The following is a 24,612-nucleotide window of genomic DNA, read 5'->3' as shown; positions in this document are numbered from 1 at the left end:
TGAGCATCGCCTCCCGGTACTCGTTCCAGTCGGAGTGCTCGCCGGCGATGTTGCGGTAGTACTCCACCAGGGGTTCCACGGAGTCGGGCGTGTCGATGACCTCGGCCGTGCCGTCGATCTGCACCCAGGGTCCGTTCCACTCGTCGCTCAGGACGACCAGGGCGACCCGTGAGTCCCGCTTGGCGTTGCGGGTCTTGGCGCGCTCGGGGTAGGTGGAGACCACGATCCGGCCCGAGTCGTCCACGCCGCAGGTCAGGGGGGAGGCCTGCGGGCTGCCGTCGGCGCGGCGGGTGATCAGCAGGGCGCGGTGGCGGGGGCGTACGAAGTCCAGCAGCTCGTCCAGCGATACACGGGTGTTGGTCGCGATGTTCGGTGCCATGACCGCAGCCTAGGGGGAGTGGGGTCGGCCGTCCTGACCCTGCTGGGGACAGTCGGCCGAGGGGCCGGGGAACCGCGCGGCCGGCCCCACGGCGCACGCGCGGCCGCACGCCCCGAGGCCCCTCGGGTTTCCTGGCAGCCGAGGAACTAGTGCCGCGGCAGGCAACGTTCGCCCCGTCGCGACGCCCGGCACGCTCCCCCAAGCTCTTCGAGCAGGGGGGACCCTCCACTCGCCGCACCGGCCGAAAGCCCAAGTACATCCAGTACGAGGACTTCCGGCCGGCACTCCCCCAGCCTCCGGCCGGGGGGACCCCCAGAGCACGCACCGGACGCCGCTTCTTGATGGGCAAACGTTGCCTGCCGCGGCACTAGACCGTCGGCAGTGAGTCCCCCTGCACCGCCTGGATGTCCAGCTCGACCCTCAGGGTCGTGCCGATGGCGGCGATGCCCGCCTGGAGGACCTGGTTGTAGTTCATCGCGAAGTCCTCACGGTGCAGCTCGGCGGTGGCCCGGAAGGCGGCCCGGGTGCCGCCCCACGGGTCGGCGCCACTGCCGAGGTACGCCAGATCCAGGCCGACCTGCCGCACCACTCCGTGCATCGACAGCTCGCCGTGCACCGTCCAGCGGTCCGGACCGGCCTGCGTCAGACCCGTCGAGCGGTAGGTGATCTCCGGATGCCGCTCCACGTCGAGGAAGTCCGCGGACTTCAGGTGGGTGTCACGCATTCCGTTGCCGGTGTCGATGGACGCGGCCCGGACCACCGCCTCCACCCGGGACTTGGTGACGTCGTCGGGCGCGATCTCGATCGTGCCGCCGAACTCGGTGAACCGGCCGTGCACGCTGGAGATGCCCAGGTGCTGGGCGACCGCGACGACGGAGGAGTGCACCGGGTCGATGGTCCACGGGCCGGGCGGCGGCAGCTCGGTGCCGCCCTGCCGGGCCAGCGTGACCGTGCCGACCTCGGCCCGGCCGCTCGCGGTGACGATCGCGCTGGAGGCGGCGGGCGCGTACCCGACGGCCGTCACGATCACGGTGTACGGCCCCGGTGCCAGCTCGGTGACATCCCGTACGGCCCCCTCGGCGTCCGCCTCGGCCCGCAGCACCTGCGTACCGGTCATGTCGGTCACCGTGACGACCGCGTGCGACACGGCCCACCCGTCCCGCGTACGGATCTTCGCGGTCAGTCCCATCCCGTTTTCTCCCTGCAAAACAGTACAAAATGGTCGTATGAAACCGGCCCGTGGCACACGCCGCACCTGAGGAGCGGCGCGCGCCACGGGCCGTGGCCGAACTACTCGCCGGGGTGGGCGAGTTCGATGTCGTGGCCGTCGGCTCCGACGCCGGAGACGGTCAGGGCCGTGGCCACCGGCGGGTAGCCCGTCGCGATGACGGTGTACTCGCCGCTGTCCAGGTCGGTGAAGGCGTACGCCCCGTCCGAGCCGGTGGTGGCCGTGCCGACCACGTTGCCGGCCTGGTCGACCAGCGTCACGCGGGCGTCGGCCAGCGGTCCGTGCGGGGCCTTCACGACACCCTGCAGCCGGGCACCGGCGTCCAGGTCGACCTCGATCCGGGTGACCCCGGTGGCGCCGACCTCGACCGGCAGCGCGCGCGGCCGGAACCCGATCGCGTTGACCGCGACGGTCACCACGCCCGGCACCAGCTCGCCGAAGGCGAACTCGCCCTGCTCCCCGGTGGCGGCGGTGGCCAGCAGGTCACCGCGCACATCGGTGACGATCACCATCGCGTCCTTGACCGGCAGCGCGCTTTCGGCGGCCCGGACCACGCCGGTCAGTCCGCTGGTGCCGCTGAGCAGGATGTCGTACGACAGCGGTTCCTCGCCCACCACGATGGTGGAGGCCTGTGGCTGGTAGCCGTCGGCGGAGGCGATCAGGACGTAACTGCCCGCGCCCGGGGCGGACAGGCGGTAGGAGCCGTCGGCCTGGGCGACCGAGCGGCCGAGCTGGCGGCCGGACAGCGAGATCAGGGTGATCGCGGCCTGCGGGACGGGGGCGCTCTCGGCGCCGCGGACGAAGCCGTGCACCGGGGTACCGCCACCGGTGCCGGGCTCCGCCACGGTGGCGACGGCCGTCAGCTGCCGGGTGGCGGTCCCCGTGGCCGTTCCGTCGGACACCGGGGTGGCGGTGACAGCGGCCGGGACCGGCTCGGCGGCCTGGGCCTCGGCGACGACGGGGGCGGCGGCCGGGTCGGTCACGGGGGCCTCGGCGTGGGCGGTCTGCGCGAGCGCGCCCTTGGTCTTCAGCGGGACCTCCTTGATGAACAGCGTGATCAGGAAGGCGACGGCGGCGAGGCAGCCGGCGATCAGGAAGACGTCGGCGATGCCGTGGCCGTAGGCGCTCTCCAGCAGCGTCCGGATCGGGGCCGGCAGCTTGTCCATGTCCGGGATGGTGTCGGTGGAACCGGAACCCCCGGCCAGGGCGGCCTGGTACTTGGGGCTGAGGTCGGAGACGCCGTCCTTGACGTAGTCGGTGATCTTGTTCGCCATCACGGCACCCAGCGCGGAGACGCCGACCGCACCACCGAGGGAACGGAAGAAGGTCACCGTGGAGCTGGCCGAACCGAGGTCGGAGGGCGCCACCTGGTTCTGCGTGGCGAGCACCAGGTTCTGCATCATCATGCCGATGCCGAGACCCAGCAGGGCCATGTAGATGGCCATCTTCCAGTAGTCGGTGTCGTACCGGATGCCGCCGAGCAGCAGCAGACCGGCCGTGACCAGGACGCCACCGCTGACCAGCCACGCCTTCCAGCGGCCGGTGCGGGTGATGAACTGACCGGAGACGGTCGAGGAGACGAACAGACCGCCGATCATCGGGATGGTCATGACGCCCGACATGGTCGGGGACTTGTCACGGGCCAGCTGGAAGTACTGGCTGAAGAAGACCGTGCCGGTGAACATCGCGACACCGACGAACAGCGAGGCGAGCGACGCCAGCGTGATCGTGCGGTTCCTGAACAGGCGCAGCGGGATGATCGGCTCGCTCGCCTTGGCCTCGACGAGCACGAACAGCGCGCCGAGGACGATCGAACCGCCGACCATCGCGTAGGTCTGCCAGGAGATCCAGTCGTACTTGTCACCGGCGAAGGTGACCCAGACCAGCAGCAGGGAGACGGCGGCGGAGATGAGGCTCGCGCCGCCCCAGTCGACCTTGACCTCCCGCTTGACCACGGGCAGGTGCAGGGTCTTCTGCAGCACGATCAGCGCGATGATCGCGAAGGGGACGCCGACGTAGAAGCACCAGCGCCAGCCCAGCCAGGAGGTGTCGGTGATGACACCGCCGAGCAGCGGGCCGCCGACGGTGGCGACGGCGAACGTGGCGCCGAGGTAGCCGGAGTACCGGCCGCGCTCGCGCGGGGAGATCATCGCCGCCATGACGATCTGCGCCAGGGCGGACAGACCGCCGACGCCGATGCCCTGGAACACCCGGAAGGTGATCAGCATGCCCGGGTTCTGCGACAGACCGGCCGCCATCGAGGCGACCACGTAGATGATCAGCGCTATCTGGACGAGCGCCTTCTTGCTGTACAGGTCGGCGAGCTTGCCCCACAGGGGAGTGGCCGCGGTCATCGACAGCAGGGCGGCGGTGACCACCCAGGTGTAGGCGGACTGACCGCCGCCGAGGTCCCCGATGATCTGCGGCAGGGCGTTGGAGACGATCGTGGACGACAGGATCGCCACGAACATGCCGAGCAGCAGCCCGGACAGGGCCTCCATGATCTGCCGGTGGGTCATCGGGGCATCGCCGTGGGAGCCTCCCCCGTGCTTGGCGTGAGCCCGCACACCGGCTGGTGTGGTCGTTGCCATGGGCTTCCTTTTCTTACGTGCTTGCGGGTGTACGGGTGGTCTCTTCGATTACGGGTGCGGGTAGCCGCGGAACGGACCGGCAGTCACCGAAGGACGCGCGCAGGCGCGTCATCAGCCGGATCAGCTGGCCGACCTCCTCGTCGGTCCAGTCGGCGAGCCGCTCGGCGAGCAGATGTGTGGTCCGCCGGGACAGCTCGTCGAGCTGCTCAAGCCCCTCGGGCGTCAGGCGCAGGATGCGCGAGCGCTTGTCCGCGGGGTCCGGGGACCGCTCGATCCAGCCGCGTGCGGCGACGTGCGCGACGTGCCGGCTGGTCACCGACATGTCCACGGCGAGCAGCTCCGCGAGCTTGCTCATGCGCATGTCGCCGTGGCGGCCGAGCAGCGTCAGCACGGCGGCCGAGCCGGCCGGGCAGTCGGGCGGCAGGATCCGCCCCATGTCCCGCTTCACGGCTCCGACGGCACTGAGCTGACGCGCCAGCTCTTCGAACTGCGCCTGCTCGGCCATCACACCTCCCGTAGTCGTTGCTTGGGGCAACCATAGATATGTTTGGTTGCTGCAGGCAAACAAATCGGCCTCCAGTGACGCAAAAACTTGGCAAAGGTAAGTATTGCGAGTGTAAATATGCAGGTGGGTCGCGGGTGGCGTGCCCCCGTCTGTCCCGGTGGCCCCGCACTTGGGTCGGTCGCCGTGATTCGCTAGGGTCTCGGGGCATGGCTAACACCCAGGGCCCCCAGGGCAATTACGACCCCGCCGGCAGCACCCAGATGTTCCGCGCGTTCGTCGACGAGACTCCCCAGGGACGGCAGCAGCAGGCGGCTTCCTCGGGCCCCCGTATCGGCCTGATCGTCGGCATCGTCGTCGCCCTCGTCGTGGTGGCGGGCGTCGCCTGGCTGGCGCTCAAGTAGGAGCTACTCCCACCGGACGGACACGTCCCGCGTCTCGACACGCATGCCCAGCGGCACACGCCAGGCGTCGACGCACACCGTCCAGGTATGGTCCGGGTGTGCCCCCGGCCCGATCGGCACCGGCAGGTCCTCGGTCGACTCGACCGTCCCCCAGTCGATGCCGAGCGCGCCGATGATGTGCGTCCCGAACGTCACCGTGCCCGAACGCACCGCCGTACCACCGGCGTTGTGGAAGGCGACGGTCACCCGCTGACACCAGCGCCGGTCCGTGTTCGCCGTCGCCGGATCTCCCCAGGAGAGGTCGGCCGGTGCCGCGGGCGGGGTGGTGGCAGGGCCGGGAGCCGGGGTGGGCGAGGCGGGCGCCGGCGTCGTACGACCGGGCCCGCCGTCATCCGTGTCACCGGCCGGGGCCGAGGTGCCGGTGGAGGTGCCCTCGCCCGGGCCGGACGTGCGGTCCCGCGTGGTCCGCTGCCGGCCGCCGGTCCGCTCCGTTACGCCCGCCCCTTCCCGGGCGGAGTCGCCGGCTCCTTCCCGGGCGCCGACGCCGCCGGGACCCGTCGTGGCGGGCGCGGAGTCGCCGTCCCGGCCCGCGCCCTCGCGCCCGTCGAGCGGAACCAGCGACACCGGCCCGGTCGGAGTGACGGCGCCCGGACCGCGCTGCGGCCCGCCTCCCGCGCCGACCGCGACGTAACCGCCGCCCGGGCCGCCGCCACCGCACGCGGCCAGTACCCCGCCCAGACAGACGACGGCCGCCGACGCTGCCGTAACGGCGCCTCGGCGGCCACGAGTCCATGTCGTACGCGTCGCCCCTGCGGCCCTGCTCGACCCTGTCGCTCGCGGCATCGGGCCAGTGTGGCTGACGGACCGTCAGAACAGAAGTCTCAGTCGGCGATCAGGCCGTCCCGCAGCTGGGACAGGGTCCGGGTGAGCAGCCGGGAGACGTGCATCTGGGAGATGCCGACCTCCTCGCCGATCTGCGACTGGGTCATGTTGGCGAAGAAGCGCAGCATGATGATCCGGCGCTCGCGCGGCGGAAGCTTGGCCAGCAGCGGCTTGAGGGACTCGCGGTACTCCACACCCTCCAGCGCGCTGTCCTCGTAGCCGAGCCGGTCGGCCAGCGAGCCCTCGCCGCCGTCGTCCTCGGGGGCCGGGGAGTCGAGCGAGGAGGCGGTGTAGGCGTTGCCGACCGCGAGGCCGTCGACCACGTCCTCCTCGGAGACACCGAGCACCGCGGCCAGTTCCGTCACCGTCGGCGAGCGGTCCAGCCTCTGGGAGAGTTCGTCGCTGGCCTTGGTGAGGGCCAGGCGCAGCTCCTGGAGCCGGCGCGGGACGCGCACCGACCAGGAGGTGTCACGGAAGAACCGCTTGATCTCGCCGACGACCGTCGGCATCGCGAAAGTCGGGAACTCCACGCCCCGTTCGCAGTCGAAGCGGTCGATCGCCTTGATCAGGCCGATGGTGCCGACCTGGACGATGTCCTCCATCGGCTCGTTGCGGGAGCGGAAGCGCGCGGCCGCGTAGCGGACCAGCGGCAGGTTCAGCTCGATCAGTGTGTCCCGGACGTAGGCCCGCTCGGGGCTGTTCTCGTCGAGGGCGGCGAGCCGCAGGAAGAGGGAGCGGGACAGGGTGCGGGTGTCGATGTCCCCCGAGGCCTGCACGGCCGGGACAGCCTCCGTGGGCACGGCGGCGGGGTCGGCCGGGGCCGGCACGGCGTCGAGGGCCGTGACGACGTCGAGGACGTCGAGAGCGTCGAGCTTCTTGGGTGCTGCCTCGCTGTGCGTGGGCGTCAGCACCTTCGAGCTGCCCTGGTCTGCGGACATGCCACCCCCTTTGGGTCGCGGGACGGTCGCGGCGGTGCTGCCATTCGAGCAACGCAGCCTCCACCTGAATACCGGAGCCGGAGCCACGGCAAACGCGCTTCCCGCAGAATGTCACATGTCGGCAACACGCTGTAGTGACATGTCGACACGTGGGGTGCGAATCCGCCCTGGAAAGAAGGGGTCTGACGGTATTTCGGGCCGCAACTGTCGGGAAGCGCCCTGGTGAGCGATTCGCTCGTGCCGGTTACCGATCGCTCGGGTTTGCGATGCAGTGCTGTTCGGGTCGTGCTTCCGTGCGCCCGCTATGCACCGGCCGGACGCCGGCTGTGCATCGGTCCGACGGCCGCTATGCGTCGATCCGATTTGCGGAACGCAGTCGCTGGAAGCTACGGGCGAGCAGGCGCGAGACATGCATCTGGGAGACGCCGAGTTCCGCGCTGATCTGAGACTGGGTGAGATTGCTGTAGTAGCGCAGCAGAAGGATTCGCTGTTCCCGCTCGGGGAGTTGGACGAGGAGATGGCGGACCAGGTCGCGGTGTTCCACGCCGTCCAGGGCCGGGTCCTCGTAACCGATCCGGTCCAGCAGTCCGGGCAGTCCGTCGCCCTCCTGCGCGGCCTCCAGTGAGGTGGCGTGGTACGAGCGCCCCGCCTCGATGCAGGACAGCACCTCGTCCTCGCCGATCCGGAGCCGCTCGGCGATCTCCGCGGTCGACGGCGAGCGCCCGAAGGCCGTGGTGAGGTCCTCGGTCGCGCTGTTGACCTGCACCCACAGCTCGTGCAGCCGGCGCGGCACGTGGACCGTGCGGACGTTGTCCCGGAAGTACCGCTTGATCTCGCCGACCACGGTCGGCATCGCGAAGGTCGGGAACTGTACGCCCCGGTCGGGGTCGAAGCGGTCGATGGCGTTGATCAGGCCGATGGTGCCGACCTGGACCACGTCCTCCATCGGCTCGTTGCGGGAGCGGAAGCGGGCGGCGGCGTAGCGCACGAGCGGGAGGTTCGCCTCGATCAGCGCTCCCCGTACCCGGTTGTGCTCCGGCGTGCCCGGCTCGAGCTGCTTCAGCTCGGCGAAGAGCACCTGGGTCAGGGCCCGGGTGTCGGCGCCGCGGCGCTTCTCCGGAGCCGGAGGGGCCGGGGCGGGCGCCTCCTCCTGGGGCGGCGCAGTACTGGCCGACACGGTCAACGCCACCTCTTCTTCGATCAATCATCCGTCAAAAGCGGTCATAGCATCACAAGACATGTGCACTGTGTGCAAGCACCGCATAACGCCGTGTTGGGTTCATATTCCGACAAGTTGGGGCCTGAGACGCACGAAAGCCCCCCGCCGTGCCAGCGGGGGGCTTCCGGGCGGAAGGGCTCAGAACTCGTAGTCGGCGATCACCCACGTGGCGAACCCGCGCCACAGCGCCACGCCGGCCTGGTGCGCCGGGTGCTCCAGGTAGCGCTTGAGGGCGTCCGTGTCCTCGACGGCCGAGTTGATCGCGAAGTCGTAGGCGATCGGCCGCTCGCTGATGTTCCAGGCACACTCCCAGAAGCGCAGTTCCTCGATCCGGCCGCCGAGGGCCCTGAAGGCCTCCACGCCCGCCACGACCCGCGGATCGTCGCGCTCGACGCCCTCGTTGAGCTTGAAGAGGACCAGGTGGCGGATCATGGGGGGTGCCTCAGCTCTTTCCTCCGTGGGCGACCCAGGTCATGAAGTCGCCGATCGCCTTGGCGGCGTCCGATATGCCCTCGAAGCCTATCTGGACGTAGTCGGCCGCCTTGGCCGGGTCCGTGATGATCACGTACAGCGCGAAGACCACGAGCACGTACACGGCGATCTTCTTGGCGTTCACCGCCACCGCGGCCTCCCCTGTGCCTCTGTCCCGTGGGCCCTGCTGCCGGCGGCGAGTGTAACCTTCACGTCTCTTCCGTCTCTTCCGGGGACCAACGGTCCGCTGCCCCGGGCTCTTTGCCGTGCCCTTTGCCGGGCCCCCGCGGGCGGTGCGGGCAGCGAAAGGGGCCCCGTCTCGCGACGGGGCCCCTTTTCGAGCGGTAGCGGAGGGATTTGAACCCTCGGTGACTTGCGCCACACTCGCTTTCGAGGCGAGCTCCTTCGGCCGCTCGGACACGCTACCGAGGGAGACCTTACAGCACGGTGGAGCATGGTTTGAAATCGGTATTCAGCGGTCCCGGAAAAAATCCGTGAGCAGATGGGCGCAGTCCGCCGCGAGAACGCCCTCGATGACCTCCGGCCGGTGGTTGAGCCGGCGGTCACGGATCACGTCCCACAGGGAGCCGGCCGCGCCCGCCTTGTCGTCCCGGGCGCCGTAGACGACCCGGTCCACCCGTGACTGCACGATCGCGCCCGCGCACATCGTGCACGGCTCCAGGGTGACCACCAGCGTGCAGCCGGTCAGCCGCCACTCCCCGAGCCTCGCGGCGGCCCGCCGGATCGCGAGGACCTCCGCGTGGGCCGTGGGATCACCGGTGGCCTCGCGCTCGTTGTGCCCGGCTCCGAGCACCGTCGTACCGTCCGGGGACAGCAGGACGGCGCCGACGGGGACGTCCCCGCCCCCGGCGGCCCGCCCGGCCTCGTCCAGGGCGAGCCGCATCGCCGCCCGCCAGCGGTCGCGTACCGGGTCCGGGAAGCCGGCCGTGCCGCCGGTGTCCTGGGCGGTCAGCGGACGGTCTCCAGCACCTCCGAGGCGCCCAGGGCCTCGGCGATCGTGTTCAGCGCGTCCACGGCGTCCAGGGCGCGCAGCTGCTTCTCGCCGATGCCCAGGTCGTCGAGGATCTCGCTGTCGCCCACCGGGCTGTGCGGCACCGCGTCGGCGGAGCCGCTCTCCTCCTCCTCCTCCTCGTCCTCCTCGGACTCACCGTCCTCCGTGCCGTCGAGGTCGAGGGCGTCCAGGTCCGGGCCGTCGTCGGCGCCGGGCTCCCGGCCGAGCAGTTCGTCGGTGAGCAGCAGCTCACCGTAGGAGCTGCGCTGGGCGGCGGCGGCGTCCGAGACGTAGATGCGAGGGTCGTCCTCGCCGTCCACGCGGACGACGCCGAACCAGGCGTCCTCCTGCTCGATCAGAACGAGCACCGTGTCCTCGTCGGGAGAGGCTTCCCGGGCCAGGTCGGCCAGATCCGACAGGGTCTCCACATCGTCGAGCTCTGTGTCGCTCGCTTCCCACCCGTCTTCGGTGCGCGCGAGCAGTGCGGCGAAGTACACCGTGACTCTCCCACTGGTCATAGGCGTGCCGGTTGGGGGTCCCCCCGGCGGAGGTACATGAGCGGGGAGAGCTCGGGCTCCGAGCCCCACCCACTCGGAATCGTGGCAGAAACAAGGCGTCCAGGGGACGTCTTCGGCTCCCTGTGTCTGGCTGTTTCGATCGCGGATCCGTCATCGACCCAGCAGCGCACTCGTTGCCGCCACCTGCGGATCGTACGCGGCTTTTCCCGTCGCTCACGCACCCCCACCTCGGCAACACCGGTGCGGGCGTGGATCTTCCGGATCGCCAACTTCCTTAGCGGGCCTAGCTCACGGCTTCCCTCCCTACCGGCGGAACGTCCGCATCCGCATCGCCTGGCGCAGCCGTGCGGCCTTGGCGCGTCGCGGCTGGACGCGGGCGCGCAGCGCGCGGGCCTCGGCGAGGTCGCGCAGGAACTGGGCGCGCCGGCGCCGGCGCTCGGCGTCCGTCTCGGGATGCGGGGGGCCAGGTGCCGCGGAATCGTGCCGCCCGGCCTCGGGCAGCACCGAGCCGGCGGTCGTGGGCGCGGCCGCGTCCCCGGTGTCGTCGGGCGCGTTCTCAGGAAGATCAGGCAGGTCAGGCACGTCTCACCACCCCAGTCCGTCCCTCCCACCTTCCCTCGGACGGACGGTTTGACGCCAGCGTCATGGAGTGCGGAGCGCAGGTACCGTTATGGGCATGCGTCTCCACGTCGTCGACCACCCCCTGGTCGCTCACAAGCTCACCACGCTGCGCGACCGGCGCACGGACTCCCCCACCTTCCGCAGGCTCGCCGACGAACTGGTCACCCTGCTCGCCTACGAGGCCACACGGGACGTGCGCACCGAAGCGGTCGACATCCAGACGCCGGTGGCCGCCACCACCGGCGTCAAGCTCGCCCGGCCCCGCCCGCTGGTCGTGCCCATCCTGCGGGCCGGTCTCGGCATGCTGGACGGCATGATGCGGCTGCTGCCGACGGCCGAGGTCGGCTTCCTGGGCATGATCCGCAACGAGGAGACCCTGCAGGCCTCCACGTATGCCACGCGCATGCCGGAGGACCTCTCGGGCCGCCAGGTGTACGTCCTGGATCCGATGCTGGCCACCGGCGGCACGCTGGTCGCGGCGATCCTGGAGCTGATCAAGCGGGGTGCCGACGACGTGACGGCCGTGGTCCTGCTGGCCGCCCCCGAGGGCGTCGAGATCATGGAACGCGAGCTGGCGGGCACCCCGGTGACGGTCGTGACGGCGGCGGTGGACGACCACCTCAACGAACTCGGCTACATCGTCCCCGGCCTCGGCGACGCGGGCGACCGGCTGTACGGCGCGGCGGAGTAACTCTCTCTCAGCAGCTCTTCTTCTTCGTGGCGGGCGTCCGCTCGGGTGCGGTCAGCTCGGCCAGCGCCTGGTCGGCGGCCGTCCGCCGCGTGAGGTTCCGGAACCCGTCGCCGAGGATCAGGTCGAGGTCGGCGCCCGTGCGGCCGGCGGCGGTGCGGCGCTCGGCGCCGGCGAGCTGGGTGGCGAGCACCGGCAGCGAGGTGTGTGCGGCGGAGGCGGGGCCGAGGAGTACCCCGGGGCCCTTGACCTTCTTGTCGAACTCCTTGCTGGCGTTGCCCACGTCACCGATCTTGAAGCCGCGCTTCTTCAGCTCGTCCGCGGTGTCCTTGGCCAGCCCGCCGCGCTTGGTGGCGTTGTAGACGTTCACGGTGATCGTGCCGGGCTCGGGCAGCGCCTCGGCCCGCACGACGTGGGCGGCCTCGGTGCGGCAGTTCAGCGTGGAGCCGGACGCCGAGGACTTCTTGCCGCCGCCCGTGAAGACGTCGATGAGCTGCAGAGTGCCCCAGCCGATGAGACCGAGTACGGCGACGGACGCCACCACGGCGCCCATGAGCCTGCCGCGGCGCCGGGGCGGTCGCATCCGAGGGTATTTGTCCCCCGTGATCCGGTACTTGCCGCCCATGCCCCGGGGAGTCAGCATGCTCATGGGCGCAGCGTAGTGCGCCCGAGCGGCGATGCCTATCTGATGATCAGTCGATGCCGCTCAGCGGAACCCGAAAGGGTCAACCGTCGTGTCGCGCCGCGTCAGTCGAGCTCGAGCACGCGCGCGTGCAGCACCTGGCGCTGCTGGAGGGCCGCGCGGACCGCACGGTGCAGACCGTCCTCCAGATACAGGTCGCCCTGCCACTTCACGACGTGCGCGAAGAGATCCCCGTAGAACGTCGAGTCCTCCGCCAGCAGTGTCTCCAGATCGAGCTGCTGCTTGGTGGTCACGAGCTGATCGAGGCGGACCGGGCGCGGCGCGACGTCCGCCCACTGCCGGGTGCTTTCCCGGCCATGGTCGGGGTACGGCCGGCCGTTTCCGATGCGCTTGAAGATCACACGGAAAGCCTACCGGCCCAGACGTTCCGGGCGCAGCCATGGTGGCGGAGTGCACCGCTTGAAAAGGTGCCACAAAACAGTCATATGGGCTACTACCGGGGGTGGCGTACGACCTGGAGGAGCCCGCGGGTCCTCGCTCCACGACCGTTGTGCACAGGCTGTGGACCGCGAGTCGTGAGCAGCGGGATGTTCAGGTTCCTGGCCCCTCGGCCGGAATCCGGATCGGCCGCGAGAACCCCCGCTTGCTGTGCGGCACCGCCCGGCGGAGGCGGTAGCCCGCCCCCGCCGGTTCCGGTTCCGGTTCCGGTTCAGATTCAGCGGTCACGTTCCTCGGGTGACCGCTGCGGCTCCGGTCGCCGCTGGTCCGGCTTGGCTGCCGTACCGCGACGGGCCTCCGCGCGCAGGAGGGCGCGCAGGACGGCGTACGGGTCCCTGGGCATGGCTGTGCTCCTTGCGTCGAGCCGACTGACCTGTGCGGGGGCGCGGGTCTGTCAGCAGCGCAGGACCACCGTGCGCGGCAGGGGCGGGGCGTACGGCCCCCGCGGGGTGACGGGGCGCCGCGAGCCGGGCGGCCGCCGGGTCGGGCAGCGGAGCGGGGCGCTCGGGTACGTCGGCCCGGTGCACGGCGCGGGCGGACGGCCGCGGGACGGTGCCGAGGACGTCGTGCTCGGCGGTCTCGGCGGTCGCGCCGAGTGCGGGGGCCGCCTGGGCCTGGACATGGGCGCCGGGCACCCACAGGGCGAGGAACAGCACGAGCACCCGCAGCCAGGTACGGCTCCGGGGGATGCTCGTGGTCCTGCTCACGGCAGGTGTCTGCCCGGGGCGGGCGGGGAGTGCAGCACCCGGGGCGCGAGATTCGCTTGCTCGGCGTAGCCGGGGGCCGTGCGGTTGACGCGGCTACGGCGGTTGCGGGTTACGGCAGTTGCCGGAGTCACGGCGTTCGGGGGACGCGGGATCTGTGTCCGCCCGGCGGTCACACCGTCTGCGGTACCCGCTTCGCCCGGCCGCGGATGCGGAACGCGGTGATGGTCTCCACGATCCCCACCGCCACCAGCCAGATGCCGCCGACGAGGGTCAGCACGGCAACGGATTCGAAGGGCGAGTCGATGAGCACGATGCCGGCGATGAAGGTGAGGATTCCGAGAAAGATCTGCCAGCCCCGGGCGGGAATCCGGGAGTCGGAGGCGGCGGCCAGCGTCTGGGTGACGCCGCGGATCAGCCAGCCGATGCCGATCCACAGGGCGAGCAGCAGGATCGACTGCATGGGCCCGCGGAAGCAGAACAGGCCGAGCAGGATCGACACGGCACCGCTGATGAAGGCCAGCACGCGCAGCGAGGTCGCCTTGTGCGTGCCGAACGCGGACACCAGCTGGAAGACGCCGCTGATCACGAGATAGAGGCCGAAGAGGACACCGGCCGCGAGCAGGGAGGCGCCGGGCCAGATCAGTACCAGGATCCCGAGGATCAGCGAGGCGATCCCGGTGACCAGGACGACCTGCCAGGCGGCCTGGGAGAGGGCGTGCAGGGGGCCCTCGAGCGGCGGCTCGGGCTCGTGGTGTCCGCCGCCCGGCGGGTGGGCGGCGTGGACGTGCCGGTCGTCGTACTCGCGGCCCCATTCCGGGCCGCTGTTCGGTGCCTCGGTCATGGTCCATGCTGGGAACGCGGGAGCGGGCCCCGCCACCCGGGTGGGCCGACCGGCGTATCCCTTACGGGTGACGCATCCGGCGCACCCGGCATGTCCCTTACCTGCCGGCGGCCTTGGCGGTCTTCGCCGCCGCCTTCATCTCCTGCTTGTGGGCACGCACCTTGGTCAGGGACTCCGGCCCGGTGATGTCGGCGACGGACCGGAAGGAATTCGCCTCGCCGTACGCACCCGCGGCCTCCCGCCACCCCCGGGGCGCGACCCCGAGCTGCTTGCCGAGCAGCGCGAGGAAGATCTGCGCCTTCTGCCTTCCGAACCCCGGCAGGTCCTCCAGCCGTTTCAGCAGTTCGGCCCCGCTGCCGGCGCCCCGCCAGACGCCCTCCGCGTCCCCGTCGTAGTGCTCGACCAGGTACTGGCACAGCTGCTGGATGCGTTTGGCCATGGAGCCCGGGTAGCGGTGCACGGCGGGCTTCTCGGAGAGCAGCGCGGCGAAGGCCTCGGGGTCCGTCGCGGCGATCTCGTGCGCGTCCAGGTCCGCGCCGCCGAGCCGGTCCGCGATGGTCCGGGGGCCCTTGAACGCCCACTCCATCGGCACCTGCTGGTCGAGCAGCATCCCCACCAGCGCGGCGAGCGGGGAGCGCCCGAGCAGCGCGTCGGCCTCCGGGTCCTGGGCGAGATGCAGGGTGACGTCCATGCGTCGATGATCCCGCGCCCCGCCTCGCTCCGCGCGCCCGCTCCGTCCACGCCCGTTCGCCCCGCGCGCCGACGGGTCGCACACTCGCCCGGTCCCCGCTCGCTCGGTCCCCGCTCGCTCGGCCCGCGTGCCTGCCGGCCTCGCCCTGCCCCGCCTCGCCCAGCCGGCCTCGCCCTCCCGGCGACCGGCCTCGCCCCACGGCTGCTCCGCCCTGGCGTACGATCCCTCCAGAGAATTAGGCAAGGCTAACCTAAGCAAAGGGGTGTCCCGGGTGACCACCGAGACCTATCGTGACGCCTGGGGCATCCCCCATCTGCGCGCGTCCGGCGCCCGGGAACTCGCCCACGCCCAGGGCCGGGTGACCGCCCATGACCGGGCCTGGCAACTGGAGGTCGAACGTCACCGCGCGCAGGGCACCTCGGCCTCCTTCCTCGGCGGCGCCCTCTCCTGGGACGTCCTCGTCCGCCGGGCCCGCCTCGACGACACCGCCCGCCGCTGCTTCGCCGCGCTGGAACGCCGGGACCCCGAAACGGCCGACTGGGTCCGTGCCTACGTCGACGGCGTCAACGAGGGCCTGCCCGCCGGTGCCCGGCGCGCCCCGGAATTCGCCCGCACCGGCCTCGCCCCCGGCCGCTGGCAGCCCTGGACGCCGCTCGGCGTCTGGCTCTCCACCCACCTCCTCTTCGCCGGTTTCCCCGCCAAGCTCTGGCGCGAGCAGGCGATACGGCATCTCGGCCCCGACGCCGTCCGCCTGTTCGCCACCGACGGCCCCGGCACCGCCGGCAGCAACGGCTGGCTCGTCTCCGGCGACCGCACCGGCACCGGGCACGCCCTCATCGCGGGCGACCCGCACCGCTTCATCGAGGACCCGGGCGTCTACCAGCAGATCCGCCTCTCCTGCCCCGAGTTCGACGTCGTCGGCCTCGCCGTGCCCGGCGTCCCCGGTATCGCCCACTTCGGCCACACCGGCACGGTCGCCTGGGCCATCACCAACGCCATGGCCGACTACCAGGACCTCTACCGCGAGCGTCTCCGCCGCACCGGCGCCGGCGTCGAGGCCCTCGACCCGGACGGCACCTGGCAGCGGGCCACCCGGCACACCGAGACCGTGGAGACGGCGGGAGAGCCCGCCACCGAGATCGAGGTCATCGAAACGCGGCGGGGCCCGGTGATCGCCGGCGGCCCGGAGGAGCCGGCAGGGGTGGAGGAACCGGCGGGACTGGAGGAGCCGACAGGGGTGGAGGGACCGGCGGGACTGGAGGAGCCGACAGGGGTGGAGGGACCGGTAGGGCTGGTGGGGCTGGAGGAGTCGGTAGGGCTGCAGGGACCGGCGGAACCGGCAGGGCCGGAGGCCGGGGACGACCGGCATCCCGGCACCGCCGTTCCCGGGGCCCTCGCCCTGCGCTACCCACCCCGCGTCACGGAAGACCTCGGCTTCAGCGCCCTCCTTCCCCTCCTCCGCGCCCGCACGGTCGCCGACGTGGACCGTGCCCTCGACCGCTGGGCCGAGCCCGTCAACGTCGTACAGGCGGCCGACACCGCCGGAGGCACCCTGCACCGCGTCGCCGGCTACGTACCGGTCCGCGCGGAAGCCAACCGCGTCCACCCGGTCCCCGCCTGGGAACCCGGCCACGACTGGCACGGCGCGCACGAGACGCCGTACGCCGGCCTGACCGACGGCATCGCCGTGATGGCCAACCAGCGCGGCCCCGCCGCATCCCTGGGCGTCGAGTTCGCCCCACCGCACCGCGCCGCCCGCATCCGCGCCCTCCTCGACGCGCGCCGCACCTGGACCGCCGACGGCATGCCCGCGATCCACACCGACACACACCTCGCCTCCGCGGGCCCCCTGCTCGACCACCTCGCCGTCCTCGACGGCCTCACCCCGGCGGCCTCCCGCCTGCGCGACCGCCTGTTCGCCTGGAACCGCCGCATGGACGCCGACAGCACCGGCGCGGCGGCCTACGCGGCGGTGCGCGGCGCGGTCGTACGCCATCTCGCCGCCCACCCGGTGTTCGCCCCGCTCACCGAGCCCCCGGCCTACCCGGCGGTCCTGCTCCCGTGGCTGGCCCTTGTCCCGCGCATCGGCTACGCCCTCGAACACCTGCTGCGCGCCGAAGAGTTGTACGGCATCGACCGCCCGGCGATCGTCCGTACGGCCCTGGAGGAAGTGGCCACCGAGCCGCCCACCGGCACCTGGTCCGACACCCATCGCCTGGCCCCCTGGCGGGCCCTCCCGGACGAGCCGGGGGAGCCGTACGCCGGGCCCGGCCTGGCCGGCGACCACGACTGCGTGCTGTGCACCTCGGCCGTCCCCGGCCTCACCGACCGCGCCGCCCGTGGCCCGGCCGCCCGCTACGTCTGGGACCTGGCCGACCGCGCCCGCAGCCGCTGGGCGGTCCCCTTCGGCGCCGACGGCGTCCCCGGCGCCCCCCACCACCACGACCAACTCCCCTTGTGGCTCGAGGGAGGACTGGCCCCCGTCGTCACCGACTGGACCCTGCTGGAACGCATCGAGGAAACCCATGACTGACCTGTACGAACAGCCCGTCGACGGCTACGGCACCGTCCGCGTCCGACCCCTCGGCCCGGAGGCGGACGCGGACGTGATCCATGCCTGGGTGAGCGAGGAACGCGCCGTCTTCTGGGGCATGAACGGCCTCACCAGGGCCCAAGTCACCGAGATCTACGCCCACCTGGCCACGCTCGACACCCACCACGCCTACTTGGTCACCAAGGACCGGGAACCGGCCGCTCTGCTCCAGACGTACGAACCCGCCGCCGACCGGGTGGGCGAGTGCTACGACGTACGCCCCGGCGACCTCGGCATCCACCTCCTCCTCGCCCCCGCCGGAGCCGAGGGCCCCCGGCCGGGCTGGACCACGGCCCTGCTGACCGTGATCACGTCGTACGCACTGCTGGCCCTGGACCGGCGCCGGATCGTGGTCGACCCGGACGTCCGCAACACCAAGGCGATCGCCCGATTCGAACGCCAGGGCTTCCGGCGCGGGCCGGCGGTCGTCCTCCCCGAGGTGGACCTCCCCGACGTCCACCTGCCCGCAAAGCACGCTCAACTGGCCTTCTTGGACCGGGAGGTAGCCTTCCCCGGGTGACGAGGCCCGACGAATCGACGCCTGACCAGACACCGCCTGACCAGGCATCGCCTGACCAGACACCGCCTGGCGAGGTACAGCCTGACCAGACATCGCCTGGCGAGGTACAGCCTGACCAGACATCGCCTGGCGAGGCACAGCCTGGCGGGACGACACCGCAGGAGCTGGTCGCTCACTACGGGCTCGAACCCATTCCGCGCGAGGGCGGCCTGTTCCTGCGCACGTGGGCGGGTCCCGAGCGGCCGGACGGCCGGCCCGAAGGCTCGGCCATCGTCGCGCTGCTCACCGCGGACGACTTCTCCGCCCTGCACCGCCTGCCCACCGACGAGGTGTGGCACCACTACCTGGGCGACCCGCTCCACCTCCTTCTCCTCGCCCCCGACGGCACCACCCGGACCGCCGTCCTGGGCCCCGCACCACGGTCCGGACAGCACGTCCAGCTGACCGTGCCGGCCCGCACCTGGATGGGCGCGCGTGTCGCCCCGGGCGGCGCGTGGACCTTCTTCGGCTGCACGATGGCGCCCGGATTCACCTACGGGGACTACGAACACGGGAACGCTGCGGACCTCACGGCGCGTTACCCCTCCGAGGCTGCCTCGATCAGGGCACTGTGCCGCCCATGAGCCTGCTCGACGGACAGGCCGCGCTGGTGACCGGCGCTGGTGGTGGCATCGGCCGCGCCATCGCCCTGCGCTTCGCCCAGGAGGGCGCGGCGGTGGCCCTCCACTGCCGTACGGCGTCCGCCGCGGCCGGCGAAGTGGCCGCGCGCATCCGGGACATGGGCGGCGAGGCGGTCGTACTCCGGGCGGACCTGACCGACGAGGACGCCTGCCACCGCCTGGTCCGCGCGACCACGGACTGGTCCGGCGGCCGCCTCACCGCCCTCGTCAACAATGCCGCCGTCCAGCCCGTCCAGCCCCTGCCCGGCATGACGGCGGCCGAGTGGCGTGCAGTGGTCGACACCGACCTCACCAGCGTGTTCGCGTGCACCCAGGCCGCCGCCGCTCATATGCGCGCACACGGCGGTGGCACCATCACCCACATCGCCTCCATCGAGGCCGGCCACCCCGCCCCCGGCCACGCCCACTACGGCGCGGCCAAGGCGGCGGTGGTGACGCACGCCCGCGCGGCGGCCCTGGAGTACGGCCCGGCCGGCATCCGCGTCAACACGGTCTCGCCCGGCCTCGTCGAGCGGGAGGGCCTGGCGGAGGCCTGGCCGGACGGCGTGCGCCGCTGGCTCGCCGCCGCGCCCACCGGCCGCCTCGGCCGCCCCGAGGACGTGGCCGACGCCTGCGTCTTCCTGGCCTCACCGCTGGCCTCCTGGATCACCGGCCACGACCTCGTGGTGGACGGCGGGGTGACGGCCCGGCCGACGTGGTGAGCACGGCGGCCGATCTCTCCGTACGTATGCGGAAGGGCCCGCCGGCGAACGGCGACGACGGGAGGGGCGAGGTGCGCGACGGACACCGATGGCTGCGGCGGCTGACACTGCTCTGCACGGGCCTGTTGCTGGTACTGCTCGGCGCGGCGGCCCCCGCCTCCGCCCACGCGGCCCTGCGCGGGACCGACCCCGCCGACGGGACGGTCCTCAGGACGGCACCCCGGTACCTGACCCTCACCTTCACCGAGTCGGTCGGCCTGCTCACCGACTCCTTCCGGGTCTACGACCCCGGGAACCACCGCGTCCGCACCGGCCCCGCCGACCACGCCCCCGGCCGCTCCGACACGGCCCGCGTGGCCCTCCCCGCCAAGCCGGCCGAGGGCACCTACACGGTCGCCTGGCGGGTGGTGTCGGCGGACAGCCACCCGGTGTCCGGCGCGCTCACCTTCTCGGTCGGCACCCGCACGATGACGGCGAGCCCGGCGCCGGACCGCACGGAGAACCCCGCCACGACGGCTCTGTACAACATCGCGCGCTACCTCGCCTACCTCTCCGTGGCCCTCCTGCTGGGGGCGGAGGCGTTCGCGGCGTACTGCCGCCCACCCACGACGGCCCCGCTGCGCACCCCCGTCCTGGCCGCCGCGGGCACGCTGCTCGCCTCGACGACGGCTCTCCTCCTGCTGCGCGCCCCGTATGAGGAGGGCACCTCCCCGGCGGACGCCCTCTCCGTCTCCTCGCTCACCCACACGGCGACGACCCGTCCCGGCGAACTCCTCCTCGTCCGGACGGGGTTGCTGCTGCTGGCCGGAGCCCTCGCGGTGCTCAGGAGGACCCGCCGCACCAGGCTCCCGCGCCCCGCGGCCCTGGCGGCGGCCGCGGTCTTCTCCCTGGCCCTCTCCCTGACCTGGGCGGCGGCCGAGCACGCCTCGGCGGGCATCCAGGTGCCCCTGGCGATCACCTCGGCCACCCTGCACCTGCTGGCCATGGCGGCCTGGCTCGGCGGCCTGGCCGCCCTCCTGCGCACGCTGCACCGCACCTCACCGGTGCCCGGCACGGTCCTCACCCGCTTCTCCCGCCTGGCCTTCACCTCGGTGACGGTCCTGGCCCTGACCGGCGTCTACCAGTCCTGGCGGGGCCTCGGCTCCTGGCAGGCGCTCACGGACACGGCGTACGGCCGTACCCTGCTGGCCAAACTGGCGGCGGTGACCGCGCTGCTCCTGGCGGCGGCCTGCTCCCGCACCTGGACGACCCGCCTGGTCCGGGCGACCGCGCCAAGGACGACAGCCCCCGTCCGCGTCCCCGAGCCGGCCACCGGACCCCCTCTCCCGCCGGAGCCGTCCGCGCCCGTCCCGCCCCGGTCCGATCCTCTCCGGCCTCCCTCCCCTCCCGTCCCGCTCCCCGCGACCGCCCTGCACCTCCTGCGCCGCTCGGTGCTGGCCGAAGCGGCGGTGGGCGTGCTGGTCCTGGTCCTGACGACCCTCCTCACCAGCACGCTGCCCGGCCGTGCGGCCACCGAGGCAGCGGACTCCGGCGCGCCGACGGCCGGCATCCCGACGGCGTCCGTCACCACGATCCCGTTCGACGTCGGCACACCCGGCGGCCGCGGCACGGTCCAGATCACCCTGGACCCGGGCCGGGTCGGCCGGAACTCCGTCCAGGCGGTGGTCTACGGCCCCGACGGCGGCCTGGCCACGGTCCCCGAACTCCGCATAGCCCTCACCCTCCCCGCCCAGCGGCTCGGCCCCCTGGACACCAAGGTCACGGACCACGGCGGCTACTGGGCCACCGACTCCTTCGACCTGCCCATCCCGGGGACCTGGACGGTGAAGGCGACGGTGCGGGTGTCGGAGGTGGACCAGGTGACGGTGTCCCGGCCGGTACGGGTGACGCGGTAGCCCCACCCCCGCGCGGGTCCCGCTCGGCGTGGTGCCCCGGAGGGACTCCGGGGCACCGGACCGCGGCGGCCGCTTCCCTGCACCGCGGCGACGCCATCACCGGGGTCGGTGACCGCGGGACCAGAGTCACCCATGAGGCCGGTGGGGGAGAAGTGCTCCGGCTGCCGCGTCAGAGTCCCGTAAGAACCTCGCGGAGAGATCTGTGCGGACCACGACGAAGGGCCCCGCTGCAAGCAGCGGGGCCTGGCGGAATGGAGCTGAGGGCAAGTAGTGGACGGTGCGTCGCCATTGTTGCCATTCGCTCTCATTCGGGCATGAGGCTCATGACGCTGTGGATACGGGAGAGGGTGAAAACGCGCTCGTCGTCTCGCAGGTGGCACCAGGCTTCGAGGTAGGGCGGGTCGAGCATGAGGCGGCTGAGAGTGCGCACCGTCCGGTTCCCCGAGGTGGCGACGTACTCGACGGTGATGGGTTCACCGGTATCGATGGCATGGGCGAGCTGACGGACGTCGCTGTAGGGCAGGCGCTTCGCCCACCCTGCGACGATCTCCTCGGTGTCCGTGGCGAAGGCCGTTCCTCCGTCGAACGGCGCGGGTTCGGCAGGGGTCAAAGGCGCCTTGAGTAGCTGGTCCGCCAAGATGTTCGGGTCCACTCGGGCGGGTGCCTTCGCCACGCCTGTGGCAACGATCCGGCCACTGTCCCTCGCGGCGATGCCGCGCGGAGCCGGCACGGGAGCGGGGGCCCGCTGAGGCCGGGTTCTCTCGATCCGTACCGCGCCCTCGGCAGTCTCGACGACGGGGGCGTACCCCTCGTCCCGGAGCGCGGCGAGAGTCGTGTCGATCGGGCTGCGGCTGATCAGCACCGTCGGCGCCAGCTGCCGTAGCCCAAGCTTGGCGAGCTTGCGGTGAGCAGCGAGTTCCGCCAAGAGTGCGGGCTCGTCGCAGTGGAGGACGCAGGCGGCGGGGGCGATGCGCACGCGTCCGTGGCCGCGTGCGGTGTCGGCGATCAGATACGACAACGGCTGCGGCAGCGGCCCGGCGGCGACAGCGGCCAGGTCGGCGGCGAGGCCGTCCGGCGAGTGCCCCGCATCAAGGGCCCGGCGGATGCTGCCAGGACTGAACCGCCACACCGATGCCGTGCCGGTGCTCTCGCGGTCGGCGAGGGAGTCCAGGAGCGAGGCCAGTCGCGCGGACGGTGTGCCGGTGACGACGGCGGTGAGGTCGGCGCCGATCCGGGCCGTCGTGGTGGCCGAGGGCAGCAGCCGCCGGCACTCGATGCCCAGCCCCTCGGTGTCGCCGGATTGCAGATGGATGCCGAAGGCGGACAGGGCGCCGCGAGCGAGCACGCCCAGGATCTCGGCTTCACGGATCACCGGGGCGAACGGGGTTCCGTCCGAGGGGGATGAGTGGGCGAGCGGGCGGTGCCAGGCGATCAGGGGGCCCAGATCCGAGGTGACCGTCATGCCCTGCCCTGCCGCAAGCCGTGCGGCTGCGGCCAGCAGCCCGTGGCGGGCCTGCACGCAGCCATTGCAGGGCGGTGCACCCGCGAGAGCGGGAAGGGCCTTGTTGTCCCCGTCACGCGCTTGTGTCGGGGTGAGCGGCAGGTTCCGCCACGCCTGAAGCAGCACGGCGAACCGCTCCGGAGGTTCCTGTTCCGCCCAGGCGTCGTACGCCTCGGTGGGCGCCACGCGACTGCCGTCCCAGCCCAGGAGCCCGGCGGCGTACGCGGTCTCGAGGGCAAGGCGTACGACGGCATCGTCGGCCTGCGCGGCCTTGCCGATGCGGGCCAGTTCACGCGCACCGATCCCGCCGGACTTCAACCGGGCCGGCGCGGTCGCCGAGCAGGCCGACAGGACCGAGGCGGCATGGGACGCGAACGCCGTGGCTGCAGCTGATGCCTCGCGGTCCACCTCCGCCGGGGTGACGGACGCCGATCGCACGGAAGGCGGGACGGGCTCAAACGGAGCGTGCCAGCCGGGCCCGCGCAGCGCGAGCGCCACCTCGGCCGGCATACGGGCCGGACCGTAGCCGTGACGGTCTTGGATCAGGAGCCCCCGGTCCAGCGCCCACCGGGCACCCGGTTCGAGGCCGGGACCGGGAGCGCCGAACACGATGTCCGGCTGCCCTGGCCCACCCTCCGCGCGGCGTTCGAGCAGCTTCCGGGCCGTCGCAGGGGCTTTCGCGACCACCGAGACAACCTGTTCCGCGTTGCTGTGGTGTTCCACCAGTGCGGCCAGTCGCTGCGGCTTGGTCCCCGGTGGCTTGACGCCCAGTGCCGCCAGCATGCCGCGCAGCTCGTCGGAGGTCGCGCCCGCGAGCAGTTGCTCCAGCGGAGCATCCAGCCCCAGGGGCGCGTCCCACGCCTGCCGCAGCGGTCCGGCCATGCGGAGCTTCCCCGCGCCGTCCGGCCAGACCAGAGCATGATCGGCCAGCACTTCCAGCGCGGCGTCCAGTTCGCGAGTGGGTTCGTCGTCCGCCGCCCCCAGCAGCTTCGCCAGGGCATCACGCGACGCGGGCACACCCAGCGCCGCCAGCGCCTCGGCCACCTGGAGGTGCGGCAGCGCGAGCAGCGGCAGGGCCAGTGCCACCGATCCCGGACGCTGAAGACGGTCCGCCAATTCCCCCACTGAGCGTGGCTCCGGAGGGGACAGGGCATCCTTTCGCGCTCCGAGCACGCGTGTCAGACGAGAGTTGTCGAGGCTGCCGAGCCACGTCGTCAGCGTTGATCGGGACTTCACGTGGGATGCACCTCGTCAGAGCAGGAGTCGCAGCGGGGCCGGAGTCTCGGCGCCGGGTTCAAGAATGGCGTCTCGCCATGATCAGGGGGTGCGCATGGGGGGCAGGTTCCCCCCGGCGAGCGTTGGCGGCTTGTGGTTCACCTCAACTGCTGCGCGAGAGGCCCGACCGGATCCCGCGCCCTGACTCCCTGCGTACCTGCACATGCCGGACGCCATGCTCAAGGACGGGCCCGGAAGATCGCCGATGCCATCTGCGCCCCCCGGACACACCCCTTGTGGACAAAACCAGGACAACGAGGGCTAGCACCGTCGAAGGGCCCCACCGCAAGCGGTGGGGCCCTTCGACATCGTGCCCGGTGAGGCACTGGCGGAGGATACGAGATTCGAACTCGTGAGGGGTTGCCCCCAACACGCTTTCCAAGCGTGCGCCCTAGGCCTCTAGGCGAATCCTCCGCCGGAAACATTACATGACCGAGGGGAGTGCTCGCGAACTCGTTCCCGCAGGCCGCCATCGGGTACTGTGGGCGCAGCCCCTCACGCGGCGCTATCTGACTGAACTCCCCCAGGGCCGGAAGGCAGCAAGGGTAGGTTGGCTCTGGCGGGTGCGTGGGGGGCGCTTGCGTTCCCGGGGGCCGTGGGCGGAGCCCGTTGTC

The 24,612-nt window shown here is 72.1% G+C and carries 25 protein-coding genes, 2 tRNA genes and 1 other RNA gene; 8 read left to right on the top strand and 20 right to left on the bottom strand.

The window, feature by feature from the left end:
• From AC07C1_RS09570 to AC07C1_RS09555, 4 genes are all read right to left on the bottom strand, one after another.
• The coding region (locus AC07C1_RS09570; RefSeq protein WP_478938045.1) for a PPOX class F420-dependent oxidoreductase at window positions 1-379 on the bottom strand (379 nt) is incomplete at its 3' end.
• Between the two features lie 367 nt (window positions 380-746).
• Window positions 747-1,568: a YceI family protein gene (locus AC07C1_RS09565; protein WP_478938043.1), complete on the bottom strand. Its 822-nt coding sequence runs from the start codon at window positions 1,566-1,568 to the stop codon at window positions 747-749.
• Window positions 1,569-1,669: 101 nt separating this feature from the next.
• Entirely contained in the window at window positions 1,670-4,126 is a 2,457-nt protein-coding gene (locus AC07C1_RS09560) for an MFS transporter (protein WP_478938410.1), read from the bottom strand.
• An 85-nt stretch (window positions 4,127-4,211) separates the two neighbouring features.
• Window positions 4,212-4,703 (bottom strand): MarR family winged helix-turn-helix transcriptional regulator, encoded by a 492-nt coding sequence (locus AC07C1_RS09555; RefSeq protein ID WP_478938042.1) that lies wholly within the window; start codon window positions 4,701-4,703, stop codon window positions 4,212-4,214.
• A gap of 206 nt (window positions 4,704-4,909) precedes the next feature.
• On the opposite strand from AC07C1_RS09555, the gene AC07C1_RS09550 reads away from it, so the two are divergent.
• On the top strand, window positions 4,910-5,104 hold the full coding sequence (locus AC07C1_RS09550; protein WP_478938041.1) for a hypothetical protein: 195 nt from the start codon (window positions 4,910-4,912) through the stop codon (window positions 5,102-5,104).
• A 3-nt stretch (window positions 5,105-5,107) separates the two neighbouring features.
• Here AC07C1_RS09550 and AC07C1_RS09545 read toward each other — a convergent pair whose 3' ends face one another.
• The 9 genes from AC07C1_RS09545 to AC07C1_RS09505 form a co-directional block, all read right to left on the bottom strand.
• A complete protein-coding gene (locus tag AC07C1_RS09545; protein ID WP_478938040.1) occupies window positions 5,108-5,947 on the bottom strand; it encodes a hypothetical protein in 840 nt (279 codons plus the stop codon).
• 38 nt (window positions 5,948-5,985) lie between these two features.
• Complete coding sequence (locus tag AC07C1_RS09540; protein WP_478938039.1) at window positions 5,986-6,924, bottom strand: RNA polymerase sigma factor SigF; 939 nt, start codon at window positions 6,922-6,924, stop codon at window positions 5,986-5,988.
• Window positions 6,925-7,270: 346 nt separating this feature from the next.
• The gene (locus tag AC07C1_RS09535; protein ID WP_478938409.1) at window positions 7,271-8,107 is read right to left on the bottom strand and encodes an RNA polymerase sigma factor SigF; all 837 of its coding nucleotides are present in this window, start codon (window positions 8,105-8,107) and stop codon (window positions 7,271-7,273) included.
• A gap of 174 nt (window positions 8,108-8,281) precedes the next feature.
• On the bottom strand, window positions 8,282-8,575 hold the full coding sequence (locus AC07C1_RS09530) for a Dabb family protein (protein WP_478938038.1): 294 nt from the start codon (window positions 8,573-8,575) through the stop codon (window positions 8,282-8,284).
• Window positions 8,576-8,585: 10 nt separating this feature from the next.
• Window positions 8,586-8,765 carry a hypothetical protein gene (locus AC07C1_RS09525; RefSeq protein WP_103817756.1) on the bottom strand — a complete coding sequence of 60 codons (180 nt, stop codon included), beginning with the start codon at window positions 8,763-8,765 and terminating at the stop codon, window positions 8,586-8,588.
• A gap of 191 nt (window positions 8,766-8,956) precedes the next feature.
• A tRNA-Ser gene (locus AC07C1_RS09520) sits at window positions 8,957-9,041 on the bottom strand.
• 45 nt (window positions 9,042-9,086) lie between these two features.
• On the bottom strand, window positions 9,087-9,518 hold the full coding sequence (tadA, locus tag AC07C1_RS09515; protein WP_478938035.1) for a tRNA adenosine(34) deaminase TadA: 432 nt from the start codon (window positions 9,516-9,518) through the stop codon (window positions 9,087-9,089).
• Window positions 9,519-9,583: 65 nt separating this feature from the next.
• A complete protein-coding gene (locus AC07C1_RS09510; RefSeq protein WP_478938408.1) occupies window positions 9,584-10,123 on the bottom strand; it encodes a tRNA adenosine deaminase-associated protein in 540 nt (179 codons plus the stop codon).
• Window positions 10,124-10,447: 324 nt separating this feature from the next.
• On the bottom strand, window positions 10,448-10,726 hold the full coding sequence (locus AC07C1_RS09505) for a hypothetical protein (protein ID WP_478938034.1): 279 nt from the start codon (window positions 10,724-10,726) through the stop codon (window positions 10,448-10,450).
• 94 nt (window positions 10,727-10,820) lie between these two features.
• On the opposite strand from AC07C1_RS09505, the gene upp reads away from it, so the two are divergent.
• Entirely contained in the window at window positions 10,821-11,456 is a 636-nt protein-coding gene (upp, locus tag AC07C1_RS09500) for a uracil phosphoribosyltransferase (RefSeq protein ID WP_478938033.1), read from the top strand.
• A gap of 7 nt (window positions 11,457-11,463) precedes the next feature.
• Here upp and AC07C1_RS09495 read toward each other — a convergent pair whose 3' ends face one another.
• From AC07C1_RS09495 to AC07C1_RS09475, 5 genes are all read right to left on the bottom strand, one after another.
• Window positions 11,464-12,102, bottom strand: a complete 639-nt coding sequence (locus tag AC07C1_RS09495; RefSeq protein ID WP_478938031.1) for a LytR C-terminal domain-containing protein — start codon at window positions 12,100-12,102, stop codon at window positions 11,464-11,466.
• 98 nt (window positions 12,103-12,200) lie between these two features.
• Window positions 12,201-12,497 carry a type II toxin-antitoxin system VapB family antitoxin gene (locus tag AC07C1_RS09490; RefSeq protein ID WP_004943146.1) on the bottom strand — a complete coding sequence of 99 codons (297 nt, stop codon included), beginning with the start codon at window positions 12,495-12,497 and terminating at the stop codon, window positions 12,201-12,203.
• Window positions 12,498-12,818: 321 nt separating this feature from the next.
• Window positions 12,819-13,301 (bottom strand): hypothetical protein, encoded by a 483-nt coding sequence (locus tag AC07C1_RS09485; protein WP_478938426.1) that lies wholly within the window; start codon window positions 13,299-13,301, stop codon window positions 12,819-12,821.
• A 169-nt stretch (window positions 13,302-13,470) separates the two neighbouring features.
• Entirely contained in the window at window positions 13,471-14,142 is a 672-nt protein-coding gene (locus tag AC07C1_RS09480) for an HdeD family acid-resistance protein (protein WP_478938030.1), read from the bottom strand.
• 97 nt (window positions 14,143-14,239) lie between these two features.
• The gene (locus AC07C1_RS09475) at window positions 14,240-14,833 is read right to left on the bottom strand and encodes an HhH-GPD-type base excision DNA repair protein (RefSeq protein WP_478938028.1); all 594 of its coding nucleotides are present in this window, start codon (window positions 14,831-14,833) and stop codon (window positions 14,240-14,242) included.
• Between the two features lie 271 nt (window positions 14,834-15,104).
• Here AC07C1_RS09475 and AC07C1_RS09470 point away from each other — a divergent pair, with 271 nt between their 5' ends.
• The 5 genes from AC07C1_RS09470 to AC07C1_RS09450 all read left to right on the top strand — a co-directional run bounded on the left by AC07C1_RS09470 (window position 15,105) and on the right by AC07C1_RS09450 (window position 21,222).
• The gene (locus tag AC07C1_RS09470) at window positions 15,105-17,366 is read left to right on the top strand and encodes a penicillin acylase family protein (RefSeq protein WP_478938026.1); all 2,262 of its coding nucleotides are present in this window, start codon (window positions 15,105-15,107) and stop codon (window positions 17,364-17,366) included.
• The gene (locus tag AC07C1_RS09465) at window positions 17,359-17,946 is read left to right on the top strand and encodes a GNAT family N-acetyltransferase (RefSeq protein WP_478938025.1); all 588 of its coding nucleotides are present in this window, start codon (window positions 17,359-17,361) and stop codon (window positions 17,944-17,946) included. Before AC07C1_RS09470 ends, AC07C1_RS09465 begins: the two co-directional genes overlap by 8 nt.
• Before the next feature lie 164 nt (window positions 17,947-18,110).
• Window positions 18,111-18,569: a cupin domain-containing protein gene (locus tag AC07C1_RS09460; RefSeq protein WP_478938407.1), complete on the top strand. Its 459-nt coding sequence runs from the start codon at window positions 18,111-18,113 to the stop codon at window positions 18,567-18,569.
• Complete coding sequence (locus tag AC07C1_RS09455) at window positions 18,566-19,327, top strand: SDR family NAD(P)-dependent oxidoreductase (RefSeq protein WP_478938023.1); 762 nt, start codon at window positions 18,566-18,568, stop codon at window positions 19,325-19,327. The genes AC07C1_RS09460 and AC07C1_RS09455 overlap by 4 nt, the downstream gene beginning before the upstream one ends.
• Before the next feature lie 26 nt (window positions 19,328-19,353).
• Entirely contained in the window at window positions 19,354-21,222 is a 1,869-nt protein-coding gene (locus AC07C1_RS09450) for a copper resistance CopC/CopD family protein (RefSeq protein WP_478938406.1), read from the top strand.
• Window positions 21,223-21,526: 304 nt separating this feature from the next.
• Here the strand turns inward: AC07C1_RS09450 and AC07C1_RS09445 are convergent, their stop codons facing one another.
• Both AC07C1_RS09445 and AC07C1_RS09440 read right to left on the bottom strand, forming a co-directional pair.
• Window positions 21,527-23,959, bottom strand: coding sequence for a helicase C-terminal domain-containing protein (locus tag AC07C1_RS09445; RefSeq protein WP_478938022.1), 2,433 nt, complete (start codon window positions 23,957-23,959; stop codon window positions 21,527-21,529).
• Between the two features lie 365 nt (window positions 23,960-24,324).
• Window positions 24,325-24,412, bottom strand: a tRNA-Ser gene (locus tag AC07C1_RS09440).
• Between the two features lie 72 nt (window positions 24,413-24,484).
• Here AC07C1_RS09440 and ffs point away from each other — a divergent pair.
• An RNA gene (gene ffs, locus AC07C1_RS09435) (signal recognition particle sRNA small type) lies at window positions 24,485-24,583 on the top strand.
• Window positions 24,584-24,612 lie beyond the last annotated feature (29 nt).

The sequence above is a fragment of the Streptomyces sp. NPDC045022 genome (assembly GCF_056432605.1).
Note: the sequence above shows the minus strand (reverse complement) of the source record. Positions and strands in the feature narration are given on the sequence as shown.

Coding starts and splice junctions, on each gene's coding strand:
- AC07C1_RS09565 (WP_478938043.1), bottom strand. CDS start 1,568: ATGGGACTGACCGCGAAGATCCGTACGCGGGACGGGTGGGCCGTGTCG.
- tadA (WP_478938035.1), bottom strand. CDS start 9,518: ATGCGGCTCGCCCTGGACGAGGCCGGGCGGGCCGCCGGGGGCGGGGAC.
- AC07C1_RS09540 (WP_478938039.1), bottom strand. CDS start 6,924: ATGTCCGCAGACCAGGGCAGCTCGAAGGTGCTGACGCCCACGCACAGC.
- AC07C1_RS09530 (WP_478938038.1), bottom strand. CDS start 8,575: ATGATCCGCCACCTGGTCCTCTTCAAGCTCAACGAGGGCGTCGAGCGC.
- AC07C1_RS09545 (WP_478938040.1), bottom strand. CDS start 5,947: ATGCCGCGAGCGACAGGGTCGAGCAGGGCCGCAGGGGCGACGCGTACG.
- AC07C1_RS09555 (WP_478938042.1), bottom strand. CDS start 4,703: ATGGCCGAGCAGGCGCAGTTCGAAGAGCTGGCGCGTCAGCTCAGTGCC.
- AC07C1_RS09455 (WP_478938023.1), top strand. CDS start 18,566: ATGAGCCTGCTCGACGGACAGGCCGCGCTGGTGACCGGCGCTGGTGGT.
- AC07C1_RS09495 (WP_478938031.1), bottom strand. CDS start 12,102: ATGAGCATGCTGACTCCCCGGGGCATGGGCGGCAAGTACCGGATCACG.
- AC07C1_RS09475 (WP_478938028.1), bottom strand. CDS start 14,833: ATGGACGTCACCCTGCATCTCGCCCAGGACCCGGAGGCCGACGCGCTG.
- AC07C1_RS09480 (WP_478938030.1), bottom strand. CDS start 14,142: ATGACCGAGGCACCGAACAGCGGCCCGGAATGGGGCCGCGAGTACGAC.
- AC07C1_RS09450 (WP_478938406.1), top strand. CDS start 19,354: ATGCGGAAGGGCCCGCCGGCGAACGGCGACGACGGGAGGGGCGAGGTG.
- AC07C1_RS09465 (WP_478938025.1), top strand. CDS start 17,359: ATGACTGACCTGTACGAACAGCCCGTCGACGGCTACGGCACCGTCCGC.
- AC07C1_RS09560 (WP_478938410.1), bottom strand. CDS start 4,126: ATGACCCACCGGCAGATCATGGAGGCCCTGTCCGGGCTGCTGCTCGGC.
- upp (WP_478938033.1), top strand. CDS start 10,821: ATGCGTCTCCACGTCGTCGACCACCCCCTGGTCGCTCACAAGCTCACC.
- AC07C1_RS09550 (WP_478938041.1), top strand. CDS start 4,910: ATGGCTAACACCCAGGGCCCCCAGGGCAATTACGACCCCGCCGGCAGC.